Genomic DNA, 18576 nt, shown 5'->3' with positions numbered 1-18576 from the left:
CGCAATGATAACCGAATTTCGGCCGGCAACGGCGACAAGCGCCGCAGTCTTTGGCGTGCGTCAGCTTTGCAAGCTGGGCAAATTGCGGAACAGCCGCAGCGCCTCGGGGTTGGCCAGCGCGTCCGTGTTTTTCACCGGCTCGCCGTGCACCACATTGCGCACCGCCAGTTCGACGATCTTGCCGCTCAGCGTGCGCGGAATATCCGCCACTTGAACGATGCGTGCAGGCACATGACGCGGCGTTGTGTTGCGGCGTATCAGGCCGCGGATCTCCGCCTCCAGCGCTGCGTCCAGCGTGCACCCGGCGCGCAAGACAACGAAGAGCACCACACGCACATCGCCCTGCCACTGCTGGCCGATCACCACACTTTCCAGCACGGCACTGCACTGCTCAACCTGGCGATAGATCTCCGCGGTGCCAATGCGCACACCACCCGGGTTCAGCACCGCATCGGATCGCCCATGGATGATGAAGCCGCGGTTGGCAGTCTCCTCGCCATAATCACCCTGCGCCCAGACCCCGTCGAACCGCGCGAAGTAGGCCGCGTGGAAGCGGCTGCCATCGGGGTCATTCCAGAAACCCAAGGGACACGAAGGGAAGGGCACAGTGCACACCAGCTCGCCCTTCTGTTCCTGCACTGGGCACCCCTGGTCATTCCATATCGCGACAGCCATTCCCAGCCCGGGCGCCTGGATTTCACCCGCGTGTACCGGCAGAGTCGACGAGCCCCCCACGAAACAGGAGAGAATATCTGTGCCACCGGAGATGCTGGAGAGGCAGACGTCCCGTTTGAAGTCGCGATACACATACTCGTAGTTTTCATGCAGCAGGGGCGACCCGGTGGACAATATCGTTTTCAGGCTGCGCAGATCGTGACTGTGTGCGGGACGCTCGCCGGCCTTCTCCAGCGCCGCAATGTACTTGGCACTGGTACCGAATACCGTGATGCCTTCCGCGTCGATGGCATCCAGTAACAGCCTGCCTTCGCCCGCAAAGGGAGAGCCATCATAAAGTACCAGCGTCGCGCCACTGGCGAGTCCACTCGCCAGCCAGTTCCACATCATCCAGCCACAGGTGGTGTAGTAGAAAAACACATCGTGCGGACCGATGTCGCACATCAGGCTGTGCTCTTTGCGGTGCTGAAGCAGGGTGCCGCCGGCACCGTGCAGGATACACTTCGGCGCGCCGGTAGTGCCGGAGGAATACATCACGTATAGCGGGTGATTGAAGGGCAAGCGGGAAAACTCGATAGCACTCGCGGCGGGGTCGACAAACTCCGCAAACAGCACCGCGGGTGCGCCTTGCGGGAGCGCGGGCTGTGCTGTCAGCAGCGGCACAACGACCAACTGCTCAACGCTGCCCACGGCTGGCAGGATGTCGTCCAGCCGGTCCAGAACGGCGCAGGCCTTGCCATTGTAGTAGTAGCCATCCGCACAAAACAGCACCTTGGGCGCAACCTGACCAAAGCGATCGATAATGCCATTGACGCCGAAATCCGGGGAACACGAGGTCCAGATCGCGCCCAGGCTCGACGTGGCCAGCATGGCGATCACCGCTTCGGGCACATTGGGCAGCAGGCCCGCTACCCGGTCTCCAGAGCCGACACCGAGCGCACGCAACGCGGCGGCGAGCCCGGCCACCTGGCGGTAGAGATCGGCATAAGTCAGCTCACGGCGCGCCCCTGTTTCCAGCAGACTCACCAGCGCGGGGTGGTCATCCCTGCGTTGCAGGAGATTTTCCGCGAAATTGAGCCGGGCCCCAGGAAACCAGCGGGCGCCGGGGAACTGATCGGGGGCCTCAAGCACCTGTGTCCCCGGCTCACCCACTACGCCGGTAAAGTCCCACACTTCGCGCCAGAACGAAGCCGGCTCTGCCACTGCCCAGTCGTGCACAGCAAAGTAGTCTGCTCCATCAGGCACATGGCCGCGCGCGGCAAGCCCCGCGGCGAAACAGGTAAATTGCGCGCTCGCGCAACGTTCGGGGGAAGGTTTCCAAAGCGGCTCTTCAGACATACCGGTATTCTCTCGCCAGACAGCCCGGAAGCATGCCGGCAGGTGTTGCAGAAATCAATCATTCCGATGCGCCGGGGGCATGCCTACCAGAGATCACGCTGCCCCTGCGGCGAATTTGCGTTTACACTCGATGGTCAGGACCCGGCCTGAGTAGAGGGAGACGCAACGCTCATGGAGTTCCTCAACCCGCTGCGGGAACAATTGCAGAGTATGTGGCTGAGCCTGGTGCAGGTGCTGCCTCTGCTGACCATCGCACTGCTGGTGGTGCTCATCACGGGCATATTGTCACGGGTATTCGTGGGCGCACTACTCCGCTCGCTGGCGCGCTCCGGCCTGCGCCCTGCGCTGCAATCGCTTTTCGCGACCCTGCTGAAAGTGACAATCTGGCTGGTCGGACTGTTGATTGCCACGACGGTCGTGTTCCCCAGCCTGACGCCCGCGAAAATGCTCACGGCGCTCGGCCTCGGGTCTGTGGCCATCGGTTTTGCGTTCAAGGATATTTTCGAGAATTTCTTTGCCGGCGTCTTGATCATGCTGCGCAAGGCGATGCGCATTGGCGACTTCATCCAGTGCCAGGACCTGATGGGCAAGGTCGAGCATATCGCCCTGCGCGAGACCTACCTGCGCCAGACAGATGGTCAGCTGCTGATCGTGCCCAACCGCCTGCTGTTCCAGAATCCCGTGCACGTCATCACCGACAGGGATCTGCGCCGTTATGAAATCATCGTGGGCATCGCCTACAGTGAAGATGTCGAGACCGCACGCGGCATTATCCTGCAGGCCGTCGAGGGGCTGCCCCTCGTGAACAGCGCGCAGCCAGTGGAGGTCTACGCGCGCGAATTCGGTTCATCGTCAATCGACTTCACGGTCCGCTGGTGGGGGAAATCGGCTCCGCTTGACCGCCACCAGAGCCGCGATCAGGTGGTGCAGGCCATCAAGGCAGCGCTCGACAAGGCCGGTGTGGAAATCCCCTTCCCCTATCGTACGCTCACGTTCAAGGCACCCGTTCCGGTACAGACGGAGAGCAGCGATGCAGCACCCCAGTAGCCAGGTCGTGGCAAGGCTGGCGGCTTCGCCACGCCTCACAGGCCTGCTGTGCGGTGGCCTGCTGCTAATGCTGGCGGGACTCACTACAGCCCAGGCGGCGGAGACGGAGCGCGGCGACAGCGCAGTGCCGCTCACGGAAGTTTCCGTGGCGGATAGCATCGCCGTCGAGGAGGTGACGTCGGACGAGGCCATCGCTGCGCGCCTGCGGGCGATTCTCACGGCGACCGGCTGGTTTGCCCCGGTACATGTCCGCGTCGACAGCGGCGTGGTGTTCCTGAGCGGCGAAGCGCAAGAGCAGCAGCAGATCGCCTGGGCGGGCAATCTCGCGCGCAACGCACAGGGCGTCGTGGCCGTGGTGAACAATGTCGGCTTCGCGGATTCGTCGCCCTGGGACCTGTCACCCACCTACCAGCAACTACAGGGTATGGCGGCCTCCACCTTCCGGGCACTCCCTATCGCGTTGCTGGCCATCGCCCTGCTACTACTCGCCTGGCTGCTCGCCGGGCTTGCCTCACGCGTGACCGGCCACGTGCTGGCACGGCGCCTGCGCACTCCCCTGCTGCGCGACATGGTGGCCCGCGCCAGCGCCGCTGTGGTGTTCATACTTGGCTTGTACATCGTGCTGCGTATCGCCGGCCTCACCAGCCTCGCGGTCACCGTGGTTGGCGGCACCGGGCTGCTGGGGCTGGCGATCGGGTTTGCCTTTCGCGATATCGCGGAGAACTTCCTGGCCAGTATCCTGATCAGCATGCAGCGGCCCTTCGCGGTGGGCGATTTCATTGAAGTGAAAGGCTACCGCGGCTTCGTACAGCGGGTGAATACGCGCGCCACGCTCATCATGACGCGCGATGGCAACCACGTGCAGATTCCCAATGCCATCATCTACAAGAACGAGATCATCAACTTTACCGCCAACCCGCATACGCGGCAGGAATTCACGGTTGGCATTGCCTATGGCGACACCATGGCCACGGCACAAACCGCTGCCCTTGAGGTGCTGCGCCAGCATCCGGCGGTACTGAACGAGCCTGAACCTCTGGTGCTTGTCGACGAGCTGGCGGCCTCAACGGTCAACCTGCGCGTCAGCTACTGGGTGGACACGGCGACCTACGACGCACGCAAGGTGCGCTCAGCGGTGATCAGGCAGGTGAAAAATGCTTTCGACCTTGCGGGTATCTCCATGCCCAGCGAGGCACGGGAGGTCACTTTCCCAGAGGGCGTTCAGGTCGCCCTGACGGAGCCCTCGGCACCGACGACCACTGCGCCCGTACCAGAGGAGCCAGTGCAAACCCAGGCCAGCGAAGCCGGCGGCGAGGCCCATCTCGCCGAAGGCGGGCTGAAGAACAATGACGATGACATCGAGAAGCAAGCCCGAGCAGCGCGCCTGCCCGAGGGCGGGGACAACTTGCTCTAACTGCAGGCGCCACTACCTGGCGGCAGCTTTTACAACATCGCTTGTAAAAACCACAAAGCCCGGTGGGCCACACGGGCCCGTCAGGGCATGCCTTTACTGCCCCGATCGGTTTCCCGAGTCATTGATTCACACCTCGAAACCCGTGCGCCGCGCAATCGCCTGTTCGTCTCCGGGCCGTGCCAGCAGCGGCCTTGCAGCGAAGTGCCCGCTCCAACCCGCCACATTGCCCTTGTGCTGATTTCGTGCGTGAGTGCGGTCATCGCACATTCTGGAACGGTATTTGCAAAGGTCCTTACTACGCGGCATGAAGCCGCAGCAAGCGCGCAGGCACGCGACCCGGCCGAGAACCTCACACCGGGTGTGGCAGCGCCTTGAACCTGCGCTGCCGCAGCGAAGCGGACGGCGCAACTCCAACGGAAAAAAAGGAGAACAGAATGACAGGTACCAATTTTACCGTACCGGGCATGCAACAAAAGCAAGCCGCAAAAGTGATCAAGCTACTGGATGAGCGTATGGTGGCGCTGATCGACCTGGGCCTGACGCTAAAGCACGTGCACTGGAATGTTGTGGGACCCAATTTCATCGCGGTGCACGAGATGCTCGACCCTCAGGTCGAGGCCACGCGCGAAATGGTGGACGCCATCGCCGAGCGTATTGCCACGCTGGGTGGCATACCCGTCGGTACGCCGGCCGCGCTGGTGAAGCGCCGCGACTGGGATGACTACACCCTCCAGCGTGCACTGGCCAACGAACATCTGGCGGCGCTGGACATTGTTTACAACGGTGTTGTCACTGACCAGCGCAAGGCCATTGCCGAGCTCGCAGAGCTGGATCCCGTGTCAGAGGACCTGCTGACCGGCCACGCCAAGGACCTCGAGCTGTTCCAGTGGTTCATTCGAGCGCACCTGGAATCCGGCAGTGGCAAGCTCGCGACCAAGGGCGTAGCGACCGAGCGCGGCGCCGCCAAAAAAGCCTCCTGACGCCTGACAGGCCTCTATAACCCTCGCGAGGCGATACGGGGCTCCGGCGCAAGACCGGAGGCCCCGGTCCTGTCATATGTGAGTATGCCGGGCTCTCGTGGCTGGCCCCTGCTGCACGCAGCCCGTAGAATGCAGGCCCCTGCTCACTGACAGACGTTCCATGCCACTTCTCAAACTCGAATCCCTGCAACTCCACTACGGCACTCAGGTACTCCTTGATGATGTCGACCTGACCATCCGCCGCGGCGAACGCTGGGGCTTGCTGGGGCGCAATGGCGCAGGAAAGACCACACTGCTGCGCGTACTGGCAGGTGAGCTGCAGACTGATTCCGGTGATCGCTGGCTGCGGCCCGGTGTGCGCATCGCGCGCTTGCAACAGACGCTGCCGGACGCCGACAGCAGCACCGTCTACGACGTGGTCGCCGAAGGGCTGGCGGAAGCTGGCAAGCTGCTAGCTGAATACCACCGCCTGTTACACGACGGCGAAGACATCGATTTTGACCGCCTCAGTGCCGTACAACAGGCGCTGGAAGCCGCCGATGGCTGGACCCTGCAGCAGCGTGTAGAAACCACTATCACCCAGCTGCAGCTGCCACAGGACGCCAGAATGGGCGAGCTGTCCGGCGGCTGGCGCAGGCGTGTCGCTCTGGCGCGCGCGCTGGTGGCCGACCCCGACATCCTGCTACTGGACGAACCCACCAACCACCTCGACATCCCCGCCATCCAATGGCTGGAAACACAGCTGCAGCAATACCGCGGCGCGATTGTGCTGATTACCCACGACCGGCGCTTTCTGCAGAGCGTTGCCACGCGCATTGCGGAACTGGACCGCGGCCATCTCACCAGTTGGGAGGGCAGCTACCAGGGCTTCCTCGCCCACCGCGATCAGGAGCTGGAAGCGGAAGAGCGCGCCAATGCGCTGTTTGACAAGAAACTGGCGCAGGAAGAGGTGTGGATTCGCCAGGGTATCAAGGCACGGCGCACCCGCAACGAGGGCCGCGTGCGGGCGCTGGAAAAGATGCGCAGCGAACGTCAGCAGCGCCGGGAAAAAGTAGGTAGTGCCAACTTCGTGGTGGAGGAGGCGAGCCGCTCCGGCAAAGTGGTGGCGGAGCTGGAAAACGTCAGCAAGCACTTTGACGACAAGACCGTCATTCGCAATTTCTCCAGCATCATCCAGCGCGGTGACCGGGTCGGCATTGTAGGCGCCAACGGTGCCGGCAAGTCGACCCTGGTCAAGCTGATCCTCGGCCAGCTGCAGCCGGATGAGGGCAGCGTGAAGCTGGGCACAAAACTGGAAATCGCCTACTCGGACCAGCTGCGCGGCAAACTGGAGCCGGAGCAAAATCTCATCGACAATGTCTGTGGCGGCCAGGAGTTTATCGAGCTGAACGGCAAACGGCGCCATGCCATTTCCTACCTCGGTGACTTCCTGTTCAGCCCGGAGCGGGTGCGCACACCGGTAAAAGCATTATCCGGAGGCGAGCAGAACCGCGCCATTCTGGCACGTCTGTTCAGCAAGCCCGCCAACCTGCTGGTACTGGACGAACCCACCAACGACCTCGACATTGAAACCCTGGAACTGCTGGAGGACATCCTGCTGTCCTTCGACGGCACGGTCATCCTGGTCAGCCACGACCGTGACTTCATGGACCATGTGGTGACCCAGCTGTTGATACTGCGTGGCGACGGTACGGTGGAGGAGCAGGCGGGTGGCTACAGCGACTGGGAAGCACGCGGTGGCCGGCTGGTGGAGCCGGAAACCAAAGGCCAGCAAATGCCGGCTAGCAAGCCCGAAACGCCCGCTCCTGTAGCGGCCAGCCCCGCTTCAACCGCGCGCCGGAAACTGTCCTATAAAGAGCAGCGCGAACTGGACGCCCTACCCGCGCGCATTGAGGAGCTGGAGCAGAAACAGGCCGCGCTGGAAGCACGCACTGCCGACCCCGCGTTCTACCAACAGAGCCGCGAAGCCGTGGATGCCGTGCTCGCCGAGCTCAGTGAGCTGCAGGCGGCACTGGATACGGCCGTCGAACGGTGGGCGGAGCTGGAAGCCTGAGTGCTGCGGGTACGCAACCGCAGCCCCCTCACCCCGCCTGCAGGACCTTGCCCACCGACTCCGCCAGGTAGTCGATGTTGGCCCCGTTGATACCCGCAACATTGATACGCGACGAATCCAGCATGTACACGCTGTACTGTTCGCGCAGGGCGAGCGCCTGAGCGGCACTCAGCCCGAGAAAAGAAAACATGCCTTTCTCTCGCTCGATGAAACCGAAGTCACGCCCGGTACACTGCTCCAGCTTGCTCACCAGGCTGGTGCGCAACCCGTTGATGCGCCAGCACATGGCCTCCAGCTCATTCCGCCAGTTCGCATTCAACTCATCGTCCTGCAACACGCGCGCGGCGAGCAGTGCGCCGTGGGCTGGCGGCATGGAGTAAATACGCCGCGCGGCCACCTGGGCTTGCGTGCGCAGTGCCGCGGCACTGGCGGGGTTGGCACTCACGAATAGGGTCGCGCCGGTGCGCTCCCGATACAGCCCCATATTCTTGGAGCAGGATGCGGCAATCAGTACTTCCGGGAGACGCTCAACCAGCAGGCGCAACCCGGCTGCATCCGTATCCAGGCCATCGCCCAGCCCCTGGTAGGCGATATCGACAAACGGCAGGAAACCCTGGTGTTGCGCCATGTCAGCGATCTCTGCCCATTGCTCAAGGCTGAGGTCGGCACCGCAGGGGTTATGACAGCAACCGTGCAACAACACCACATCACCTTGCCGCGCCCCTTTGAGGTCCTCCACCAAAGCATCGAAATTGACGCCGTGGCTCGCGGGATCGTAGTAGCGGTAGGTGGCAAATTGCAGGCCTACGCTGCCCAGCAGCGGTATATGCACCGGCCAGGTGGGGTCTGAGACCCACACTCTGGCACCGGGCGCAGCCGCATTGATGATTTCAGCGCCAATGCGCAGAGCGCCGCAACCACCCGGCGTCTGGATGCTGCTTACACGTCCGTCCAGCACGGCCGGGCTACCCAGCCCCAGTACCAGCTGCTGCATGCCGCTGTTGAAATCAGGGTCCCCCGCGGGCGGCATATAGACCTTGGTACGCTCGGCCTGCACCAGAGCGTCCTGCGCCAGGCGAATGGCATCAAACACCGGGCACAGGCCTTCCTCATTCATGTAGACGCCGAGTGTCAGATCGACCTTGCGCGGGTTGGGGTCAGCACGACAGGCGGCGGCTAGCCCGAGGATGGAGTCCTCGGGAACCTGAGGCAAACATTCGAGCATGAGGACAATCTCCTGAGTTAGAGTTCCGCCAACAGGGCGGTAAGGTAGCGCCAAAACGGCGCCACAGTAGCGATGCACAAGCGCTCTGTTGGCGAGTGCGCACCGCGGATTGTGGGGCCGAAGGACAGGATGTCGGCATCGGGGAGTTTGCTTTTCAATATACCGCACTCCAGGCCGGCGTGAATCGCCTTCACCGCGGGTACGCTGTCAAACAGGCGCTCGTGCAGTGCCTTGCCCCGCGCCAACAGCGGGCTGGCAAAGTCCGGCTGCCATCCGGGGTACCCTGCAATGCGCTTCATATGCAGCCCCGCTAGCTGCGCCAGCCCCTCGACCGCCATACGCAAGCCAGCGGCCTGCTCCGGGTTGAAGAAACGCAGGCTGGACTCCAGCTCCAGTTTGCCCGCCGCAAGCTGCAGGCGTGCCAGGTTGATACTCAAGTCAACCAGATCGGCCGGTTGCTCAAGGCTGTAGGCCTGCGCCCCGTGCGGCAGCGCCGCGAGCACACGCAACAGATCACGGCTGTTGGCGTTGCTCATCACCTTGGCGGGTGCGCACGGATAAAGCAGCAATTCGAGGCTGTGATCCGCCGCGGGCAGGTAACTCCGCCAACGCTGTTGCAGCCCCTCCAGACGCCGTTGCAGGGCTTCCGCATCGGCGCTGCTACAGGCGAAGCTGATGCTGCCCTCACGCGGAATGACATTGTGCGCCACACCCACACTGGCCGCAGCCAGCTGCAGTGAGCCAACAGGATCCAGCGCTTCCACCAGCAGCTTCAGCGCATTGCCCAGTTGCAGGTGAATCTCGATACCCGAATGGCCACCGGCCAGCCCCTTCAACTCCAGCGTCCAGCAGCCGAATTCCGCCGCCGGGGACTGCACGCCATAATCCCGCGAAAACACCCAGCCAGCACCACCGGCACAGCCCACGTACAGCTCGTGCCAGTCCTCGGTATCCAGGTTCAGCATGACACGCCCGCTGAGCAGTGAGGCATCCAGGCCCAGCGCGCCGCCGAGGCCGGTCTCCTCATCCACAGTGAACAAAAGCTCCAGTGGCGGGTGTTGCACATCCGGGTCGGTGAGCAGGGCCAGCGCCGCCGCGCAGCCCAGCCCGTTGTCTGCGCCCAGCGTGGTGCGATCGGCCAGCAGCCAGCCATCCTCCACTTTCAGCTGCAGGGGGTCGCGATAGAAGTCGTGCTGCTTGTCGCCGGTTTTTACCGTCACCATATCCAGGTGATTCTGGATAATCACGGTGGCGTGCCCCTCGCGTCCGGGAGATGCCGGCACATACACCACCAGATTGCCGGTAGCATCCAGCTGCCAGCGGCAGTCGTGGGCCTCGGCCTGGCCGATCACGTAGTCGCGCACTGCCGCCTCCGCCCTGGAAGGCCTGGGAATACGGGTCAGCTGGTAGAAATGCTCCCAGATATGTTCCGGATCAACCGGAAAATCCCGCGGCTTCATGACGCGCTCCTCCCGCTACTTATACTGCACTTACATCAGCGCAAATTTGGCGATGAATATGGCGGCGAGAAACCACGCGCCCGGGGAAATGTCGCGATAGCGGCCCGCGAATAACTTGATCACCGCGTAACTGATAAAGCCCACGGCAATGCCGTTGGCAATGGAAAAGGACAGCGGAATCATCACGACGGTGACCAGCGCCGGCAGAAGCTCGGTCAGGTCATCCCAGAGCAGGCCCTGCAAGCTGCTCAGCATGAGCATGGCCACGTACACCAACGCACCGGCCGTGGCAAAAGCGGGCACCATCCCGGCGAGTGGCGCAAAAAAGATCGCAGCCAGAAACAGCGTGCCAACCACAACCGCGGTCAGCCCGGTGCGCCCACCCGTCGCCACACCGGTAGCACTCTCCACATAGCTGGTCACCGGAGCGCAGCCGAGGAAGGCGCCGACCACACTGGAGGTGCTGTCGGCTTTCAGGGCGCGATCCAGATGTTTGATGTTGCCCTGCGCATCGACAAGCCCGGCACGACTCGCCACGCCCAGCAGGGTTCCGGCGGTGTCGAACAGGTTCACGAACAGGAAGGCAATGACCACGCTGACCATCGCGAGGTCGAGCGCCCCGATGATGTCCAGCTGCATGAAGACTGGCGCCATACTCGGTGGCGCCGCCACCAGGCCGCGGTATTCCACCAGCCCAAACAGCAACGCAAGCCCCGTGGTCACAAGAATACCGACGATGATGGCGCCGCGAACCTGACGCACAGAGAGCACCGCAATCAGCAGAAAACCCAGAGCGGCGAGGAACGGCTCGGGGCGGGTGAAGTCGCCCAGGGTGAGCAATGTGGCTTCGCTGGCCACAATCACACCGCCGCTTTTGAGGCCGATGAACCCCACAAACAACCCCACGCCGGCCCCCATCGCCACACGCAGATTCATCGGAATGCTGTCCAGCATCCAGCGGCGCAGGCGGGTAATGCTCATGATGACAAACAGCACACCGGCTAGAAATACCGCCCCCAGTGCCACCTGCCAGCTGTAGCCCATATCGGCAACGACGGTGTAGGTAAAGAACGCATTGAGACCCATGCCAGGCGCCAGGCCGACCGGCCAGTTGGCGTACAGGCCCATGAAATAGCAGGCGAGCGCTGAGGCAAGGCAGGTCGCGACGAAGGCAGCAGAGGCGTCCATGCCCGCCGCTGCCATCAACTGCGGGTTGACGAAAATGATATAGGCCATGGTGACGAACGTGGTCGCCCCGGCAATAACCTCGGTACGCACCGAGGTACCGTGCTCAGACAGCTTGAAAAAGCGTTCAAGAAGGCCGTTGGCCACGTTAGCCTGCTTCATCGGGTGGCCTGATTCCTCTGCGAATGTGCGCGCGGCGCGAGAAGCCAGAGTGTACGCAATCACCGCGAGTGGCACCATAGTGCAGTCGCTGCCCCCCGAGCTATGGTAGCCTCACAGCCGGCAGCCACGATGATCACCAGGGACACAGAACCGATGCACAAGCACTACATCAGCGCCCAGCAATTGCTGGAAGATTCATTCAAACTGGCGTGGCAGGTCTACGAGAGCGGCTATCGCCCCAACTACATCGTCGGCGTGTGGCGTGGTGGTGCGCCGGTCGGTATCGCGGTGCAGGAACTGCTGGATGTGCTGGGGGTAAACGCAGACCACATCGCCATCCGCACCTCCTCCTACACCGGCATCGGCCAGCGTGACCGCCATGTGAAGGTACACGGCCTGAGCTACATAATCCGCCAGCTGGAGTCGGAGGATTCACTGCTGATCGTCGATGACGTACACGACACAGGGCTGTCCATCGATCAGGTGATCCTCGACCTGCACAGTGCCTGCAAAAAAAATACGCCGGAGATCCGCATCGCCACGCCCTACTACAAACCCGGCAACAACAGGACAGACCGCGTGCCGGAGTATTACATCCATGAAACCGCTGACTGGCTGGTATTCCCGCATGAATTGCACGGTTTGACCCTGGAGGAGATTCGCGCCAACAAACCCGAGCTCGCCAGCATCATGGGGCCGCTGCAGCAACAGTTGCAGACTGCCGGCAACCGCTAGTCGCGGGTGAAGGCGCGCACGATGTCGGCGTGCTGCGGAAATGCCTCGAGCAGTGCTGCACGCTTGCCCAGTGCCATATCGGCGTAATCGAACCCGGGTGCCACCGCTTCACTGATCAGCCCATACTCACCCGAGGGCAGATGGGAAGCTTTCCACACACCGCCCCGCACCGTGAGCTGCAGGCGCTGGCCGGCTGCCAGATCCGGGCCCAGCACGGCGGATTCCAGACGGCCGTCCGGATGCAACAGGTAGTAGTACACGGGTGATCCCAGGTGATAGAAGTGCACTATATCGGACTCATTCCGGTGCAGGTGCCCGATAGGTGAATCATCAGTGAGCAGGTAGTGGATCGCCGTCATGGTGTAGCGGGGCCCCGCCGGGGTAGCCACTTTGGGCCGGTGATCGGGCTGGAACGTACGGGCAAAATAGCCTCCCTCAACGTGCGGCTCCAGCCCCAGGGCCGCGATGATCGCCGCCTTGCCACTACCCGCACCGGTATCGTCAGCACACGCCCCGCCGGTGGCCACTGCGGCCACACAGGCCAGTAATACCCGAGCCCATTTCACAATGCGTCCTCCTGCCCGGCTTGCAGCGCCTCGTGGATACGACCGCTGATCTGGGTGACGTTGGCGCGCAGGCCCTGCTCGTCGATGGTGAGCACCTTGCGGTCCTGCATCAGTACCTCGCCGGCAACTATCGTGGTTTGTACATCGTCGCTGTCCAACACATACACGAGGTGCGATTGCACATCATACAGCGGCAGCTGGTGGGTCTGGCTGACGTCCAACTGAATCATGTCTGCCTGCATGCCCGCCTTCAACTGGCCGATTTCGCCTTCTTTGTGGATGGCAGCCGCGCCCAGCCGGGTGGCCATGGCCAGTGCCTGGCTCGCCGGTAGCGCGGTGGGGTCGCCGCTTGCGACTTTGTGCAGCAGGGCCGCCATACGCACCTCTTCCCACAGGTCCAGATCGTTGTTGGAGGCGGCGCCATCAGTCCCCAGGCCAACATTGACCCCGGCGGCGAGCATGGCGCTGACGGGCGCAATACCCGCACCCAGCTTCATGTTGGACGTCGGGTTGTGAATAGCCCCCACGCCGGCGGAGGCGGTGAGCGCGATATCGCGCGGGTCAAGTTGCACCATGTGCGCCGCAATCAGTGGCGAGTTGAACATGCCGAGCCCGGCAACGTGCTGCACCGGGGTGGTACCGAACTGTTCCATCACATAGTCGCGCTCCGCCGGGGCCTCTGCCAGATGCATGCTGATAGGTGCGCCACGCGCCGCGGCTTTCTCCACCGTGGCCTGCAAGTGTTCCGGGGAGACTGTATAGGGCGCGTGTGGCGCAAACGCCGGCGTGATCCGCGGGTGCTTTCCCTGCCAACGCTGAACGAACTCGTCAGCGGCAGCAAAGGAGTCGTCCCAGCCACTGAATCCCGGGCTGGGGTAGTCAATATGCGGTGCACCGACCACTGCGCGCAGGCCACAGCGCTCGACGACCGTGGCTATCTCGTCGGGATAAAAGTACATGTCGACAAACGTTGTGGTGCCGCCGCGGATCATTTCCCAGCAGGCCAGCTGAGCGCCCACGCGCACGAACTCCGGTGTCACGAAACGGCCTTCCATGGGGAAAACGTACTGGTTGAGCCAGGTCATGAGATCGAGGTCGTCAACCATGCCACGAAACAGCGTCATGGCCGAATGCGTGTGGCCGTTTACCAACCCGGGCATCAACACTCGCCCCGCTCCCGAAATCGTCGACACTGCGCGCCAACCGGCGTCGATGCGCGCACGAGGGCCCACATCGACAATCTGATCGCCCTGCACCACCACGGCGCCGTCCCGCAGCTGTGGCTGCGCTTCGTCCATGGTGAGCACGTAGTCGCCGTAGACAATGAGGTCGGCTTGCTGTGCGGACGCCGCCCACACGGCCAGCGGGCTGGCCAGCACAGCGGCCAGGAAACACGGTATAAAAACCTTCAACACACCACTTCTCCTCCCCAGGGTATGGGGCACAGGCCAGATTCCGGGTTTCCAACGCTACTGCCCAGCTTGGCGTTGATTTCAACAGGGTCAAATACTGGTATTTTTCCCATGCGGGGCTGCACGCATCAGCCCAACAGCGTAAATTTCACCCCATGAGCCGTCAAGGCCACCCGCGGGCACCAGACCCCATTTTGCGCTCTGCAAGACTGCAACTCTCAGCATCCATCCCGATCATTCAGGAGACTTACTCATGAAGCGCATAACCGTATCCCGGTTGGCCCTCACCGCAGCCATCGCCGCCGCCACTACCGCAACCGCGCCGGCGATGGCGCAGCTGGAAGAAATCATCGTCACGGCCCAGAAGCGCGAGCAGAGCCTGCTCGACGTGCCGCTTTCCGTCGCCACCCTGTCTGGTGAGCGTTTCAGCGCCATTTTTGAAGGCGGCGCCGATATTCGCGGCCTGTCGGCCCGTGTTCCCGGACTGTACGTCGAGTCTTCCAATGGCCGTGCGGCGCCCCGTTTCTACATGCGCGGACTGGGCAATATCGACTTCGACCTGGCGGCATCGCAGCCCGTCTCCATCATTATGGACGATGTAGTGAAGGAAAACGTTGTGCTGAAGAGCTTTCCGCTGTTCGACGTGGAGCAGGTGGAAGTGCTGCGCGGGCCGCAGGGGTCCCTGTTCGGCAGAAACACCACAGCGGGCATCGTCAAGTTCGACTCCCGCAAACCGACCCGTGACCTCGAAGGCCGCGCCAAGGTCGATATCGGCGAGCTGGACACCCTGAACTTCGAAGGCGCCGTGGGCGGTGGCCTGACCGATACCGTCGCCGGTCGCATCGCCGTGTTGTACCAGAGCCGCGGCGACTGGATCAATAACGGCTTTACCGGTGAAAACGACGCGCTGGGGGGCTTTACCGAAAAAGCCGTGAAGGGTTTCCTGCTGTTTGAGCCCAACGACCGGCTGAGCGCCCTGCTCGGCGCCCACCACCGCGATCTCGACGGCACCGCCGCCGTATTCCGCGCCAATATTTTCGATACCGGCAGCAACAGCCTGAACGAAAACTACATTCGCGACACGGTGTTCTTCGACGAGGGCGACAACAACCCCCAGGAGTACCGGAACACCGGACTCAACCTGAAACTGGAATACGCTTTTGACGCCGTAACACTCACCTCCATCACCGCGGGAGAAGATGCCAAGGGGCGCAGCCTGGGGGATATCGATGGCGGCTTCGGAGCGGCGTTCCTGCCCTTCATGGGGCCCGGTTTCATACCCTTCCCCTCGCAAACACAGGATGCGGCGGATGTGCAGCAGTTCACCCAGGAATTGCGCCTCGCCAGCAACAGCGGCGCGCGACTGAACTGGCAAACCGGCCTGTTCTACTTCGACTCTGACCTGGATGTGGAAACCAGCCCGTTCTTCGTGCCGGCCACCACGGTGACCCACGAAAACACGTCCATCGCCATTTTCGGCCAGGCCGACTATGCCCTCAGCGATGCCTGGACCCTGACCGCGGGCCTGCGCTGGACTGACGATGAAAAGGACTTCTTCGCACCGGGCTTCGAGGAAAGCGTCTCGGACGACCAGGTCACCGGCGACCTGGCGATCTCGTTCGCGGCGGATGACGCCTCGCTGTACTGGGCCAAAGTGGGCACCGGTTTCCGCGCGCCCACTATTCAGGGGCGCGATGTGGCATTTGGTGCTGCGCCCTCGATTGCCGATTCAGAAACGGTCATCTCCTATGAACTGGGTTACAAGGCGGAATATCTCGAGGGGCGTATGCGCCTGAACGCGGCGCTGTTCTACTATGAGGTCGACGACATTCAGTTCACCGCCGTGGGTGGCACCAACAACGCCATTCAGCTGGTAAACGCCGAGCAGGGCACAGGCATGGGCGGTGAGCTCGACCTGGAATGGGCGGTGACCGACAACCTGTCGTTAACCTTCGGCGCCGGCTACGCCGACACCGAGATCAATGACAGCGGGCTGCGCGTTGGGCCCTGTGGCAGCGGCGCCTGCACCATTCGCAACCCCGTCGATGCCGACGGACTGGTGTTTGTCGATGGCAACCCGTTCCCGCAGGCACCCGAAACCACCTTCAACTTCAGCGCCGCCTGGAGCATGCCGGTAGGCCGTGAATCTGAAGTGTTCGCGTTTACCGACTGGTCCTACCAGGGCGACACGCAGCTGTTCCTCTATGACGCGGCGGAGTTCGTGACCGACGGCCAGTTCGAGGGCGGCGTGCGCCTCGGTTGGCGGCTGCGCGATGGCAGCTATGAGGTGGCGCTGTTTGGCCGCAATATCACCGACGAGGAAAACGTACAGGGTGCCATCGACTTCAATAACCTGACGGGCTTCACCAACGAGCCGCGCGTGTGGGGTTTGTCACTCTCCAGCGCGTTCTAAAGGCCTGACTACAATGGGCGGGCCGGCGCAAAAACGTCGACCCGCCTGCATGCCAAACCCAGAGGACAGCAGGTCATGATGAAAGCCGCTTTGCTTACACTACTAACCGCATTTTTTGCCAGTGTCGGTGCCGGCGCCGCTGACACAAACAGCACCGCGCCAATTCCGGTCAAGGTCGTGGTGGTCACCATGTTTGAAACCGGCGCCGACACCGGCGACAAGGCGGGAGAATTCCAGCGCTGGTACGAACGTGTGCCGCTGGATACGCGCTTCCCTGCACCGCACATGCACCACGACATACACATGAACCTGGAATCCGGCGTGCTCGGTATCGTCACTGGTATGGGCACTGCCAACGCCGCCGCCAGCGTCATGGCACTGGGCCTGGACCCACGCTTTGACCTGAGCCAGGCCTACTGGCTGGTTGCCGGCATTTCCGGCTTCGATCCAGCGGACGCCTCGCTGGGTTCGGTGGCCTGGGCTGAATGGCTGGTTGACGGCGATCTGGCGCACGAAATCGACAGCCGCGAAATCCCCGAGGGATGGAATCATGGCTATTTCCCGTTGTTCAGCCAGGGGCCAGAAGACGCCTCACGCAAGAGTTACAACCTGGGCGAAGTCTTCCGGCTCAACACCGGGCTGGTCGACTGGGCCTACGGACTGACCAAAGACATGGCCTTGCCCGACCACCCCACGCTTGAGGCAGCGCGCAAGCCCTATGTCGATTACCCGGTCGGACAACAGCCACCACGGGTGATCAAGGGAGATCAGCTGGCCGCCATGACCTTCTGGCACGGTGAACTGCTCAATGACTGGGCCAACGAGTGGGTCAAATACTGGACTGACGGCCAGGGCGAGTTCGTCAGCTCCGCCATGGAAGACACCGGTACCTTTCAATCACTCACTTACCTCGACGCGGCCGGCAAGGTGGATAAAGACCGGGTGATGGTACTGCGCACCGCCTCCAACTTCACCCTGCCACCACCGGGCAAAACCGCTGCGGCGTATCTGCTGGAAGAACAGCATGACAGCTACGCGGGTCTGGATGCAGCGCTGGAAAACGCCTACCAGGTGGGCAGGAAGGTCATCGACACACTGCTGGCCAACTGGGAGCAGCACGCCCAGAAGATACCTGCCGCCAACTAACCCCGGACAGCGCTGCCCAAAGCGTGTGCGGAGAGTCGGGCGTAAATCGCTTCCGCCTGCTCGCACATGGCTTCGCACTGCGGCGGCAGCGCCACTTCAGCCAGGGGCTGCTCGTTCACCGCCTGGAACCCGGTTGATGCCTCTACCGCGGCATACCAGTGCGGCGCCCACACGCCGTCGCTATCGCGGCTACCAGCGGGCCAGCTGAGCATCGCTGCACTGAAGGGAATGCCCACGCGTTCGCACAGCGCCCGCAACACGCCTTCGGGGTCGGCCAGCGTCGCCGCGGAATCGATCACCGGGGGCGCTGCACCGAGCCGGTCCGCAACGCGCTGGAACAGCTCCCACTGCTGCACAAAACCCAGCTCGTCGAGCGCAAACTCGGGACGCACGCGCGCGTAGGACGCGATGATCCGGCGCGGCTGACGAATCAGGAAGCAGTTCACCAGGCCGTCCGTCCAGGCCATGTCCATCGCCGGCAGGATATGCTGCGTCATGTGCTTCTGGTAGAACAGGGTACAGCGGTCCCGGTCTGCGGTGGCCGGCAATTCCTCACACAACTGACGCGCCACTTCACGCCAGTCGCAACTCATGCTCGCCTTCACTGCTTCGCCGGCCGGGTGGTCCAAACCGGTGGCTTGCAGGTAATAGCCGTAAAACGGCTCATCCACCACCGCGCAATCAGCCCGGTTCTCGAACGCGCGCATCAACGCCGTGCTGATATTGCGCGGGCCAGACCACATGGCCAGTCGAAGCGTCTGCATG

14 protein-coding genes are annotated in these 18576 nt (G+C 62.7%); 7 read left to right on the top strand and 7 right to left on the bottom strand.

Features of this window, described 5'->3' with window-relative positions; all coding sequences use genetic code 11:
- Positions 1–60: 60 nt before the first annotated feature.
- Entirely contained in the window at positions 61–2013 is a 1953-nt protein-coding gene (locus tag G533_RS0119785; RefSeq protein ID WP_027951375.1) for an acetoacetate--CoA ligase, read from the bottom strand.
- 171 nt (positions 2014–2184) lie between these two features.
- Here G533_RS0119785 and G533_RS0119780 point away from each other — a divergent pair, with 171 nt between their 5' ends.
- From G533_RS0119780 to G533_RS0119765, 4 genes are all read left to right on the top strand, one after another.
- Positions 2185–3060 (top strand): mechanosensitive ion channel family protein, encoded by an 876-nt coding sequence (locus G533_RS0119780; protein ID WP_027951374.1) that lies wholly within the window; start codon positions 2185–2187, stop codon positions 3058–3060.
- Complete coding sequence (locus G533_RS23175; protein ID WP_051230744.1) at positions 3044–4474, top strand: mechanosensitive ion channel family protein; 1431 nt, start codon at positions 3044–3046, stop codon at positions 4472–4474. The genes G533_RS0119780 and G533_RS23175 overlap by 17 nt, the downstream gene beginning before the upstream one ends.
- Before the next feature lie 434 nt (positions 4475–4908).
- Positions 4909–5454, top strand: coding sequence for a DNA starvation/stationary phase protection protein Dps (dps, locus tag G533_RS0119770; RefSeq protein ID WP_027951373.1), 546 nt, complete (start codon positions 4909–4911; stop codon positions 5452–5454).
- A gap of 160 nt (positions 5455–5614) precedes the next feature.
- Positions 5615–7507: an ATP-binding cassette domain-containing protein gene (locus G533_RS0119765; protein ID WP_027951372.1), complete on the top strand. Its 1893-nt coding sequence runs from the start codon at positions 5615–5617 to the stop codon at positions 7505–7507.
- 28 nt (positions 7508–7535) lie between these two features.
- Here G533_RS0119765 and G533_RS0119760 read toward each other — a convergent pair whose 3' ends face one another.
- Genes G533_RS0119760 through G533_RS0119750 form a run of 3 tightly spaced genes read right to left on the bottom strand, consistent with a single transcriptional unit; the run spans position 7536 to position 11539 of the window.
- Entirely contained in the window at positions 7536–8732 is a 1197-nt protein-coding gene (locus G533_RS0119760) for an amino acid aminotransferase (RefSeq protein WP_027951371.1), read from the bottom strand.
- A 17-nt stretch (positions 8733–8749) separates the two neighbouring features.
- Entirely contained in the window at positions 8750–10192 is a 1443-nt protein-coding gene (gene pepD, locus G533_RS0119755) for a beta-Ala-His dipeptidase (protein ID WP_027951370.1), read from the bottom strand.
- Between the two features lie 30 nt (positions 10193–10222).
- Positions 10223–11539, bottom strand: a complete 1317-nt coding sequence (locus tag G533_RS0119750) for an NCS2 family permease (RefSeq protein WP_027951369.1) — start codon at positions 11537–11539, stop codon at positions 10223–10225.
- 153 nt (positions 11540–11692) lie between these two features.
- Here G533_RS0119750 and G533_RS0119745 point away from each other — a divergent pair, with 153 nt between their 5' ends.
- Entirely contained in the window at positions 11693–12274 is a 582-nt protein-coding gene (locus G533_RS0119745) for a phosphoribosyltransferase (protein ID WP_027951368.1), read from the top strand.
- Here G533_RS0119745 and G533_RS0119740 read toward each other — a convergent pair.
- Positions 12271–12840 carry a cupin domain-containing protein gene (locus G533_RS0119740; protein WP_240472476.1) on the bottom strand — a complete coding sequence of 190 codons (570 nt, stop codon included), beginning with the start codon at positions 12838–12840 and terminating at the stop codon, positions 12271–12273. The two genes, G533_RS0119745 and G533_RS0119740, sit on opposite strands and share 4 nt — an antisense overlap.
- Complete coding sequence (locus G533_RS23170; protein WP_051230742.1) at positions 12837–14255, bottom strand: amidohydrolase family protein; 1419 nt, start codon at positions 14253–14255, stop codon at positions 12837–12839. The genes G533_RS0119740 and G533_RS23170 overlap by 4 nt, the downstream gene beginning before the upstream one ends.
- A gap of 250 nt (positions 14256–14505) precedes the next feature.
- Between G533_RS23170 and G533_RS0119730 the strand changes: the two genes are divergently transcribed.
- Together G533_RS0119730 and G533_RS0119725 are read left to right on the top strand one after the other, a co-directional pair.
- Entirely contained in the window at positions 14506–16665 is a 2160-nt protein-coding gene (locus tag G533_RS0119730) for a TonB-dependent receptor (RefSeq protein ID WP_027951366.1), read from the top strand.
- 75 nt (positions 16666–16740) lie between these two features.
- Positions 16741–17811 (top strand): purine nucleoside permease, encoded by a 1071-nt coding sequence (locus G533_RS0119725; RefSeq protein ID WP_144079980.1) that lies wholly within the window; start codon positions 16741–16743, stop codon positions 17809–17811.
- Here the strand turns inward: G533_RS0119725 and G533_RS0119720 are convergent.
- Positions 17808–18575, bottom strand: a complete 768-nt coding sequence (locus G533_RS0119720) for a sulfotransferase-like domain-containing protein (RefSeq protein ID WP_027951364.1) — start codon at positions 18573–18575, stop codon at positions 17808–17810. The genes G533_RS0119725 and G533_RS0119720 overlap by 4 nt on opposite strands.
- Between the last annotated feature and the right edge of the window lies 1 nt (position 18576).

It is taken from the genome of Haliea salexigens DSM 19537 (assembly GCF_000423125.1).
Lineage (GTDB): Bacteria > Pseudomonadota > Gammaproteobacteria > Pseudomonadales > Halieaceae > Haliea > Haliea salexigens.
The sequence above is the reverse complement of the archived record's forward strand: the minus strand, read 5'-3'. Positions and strand labels throughout refer to the sequence as shown.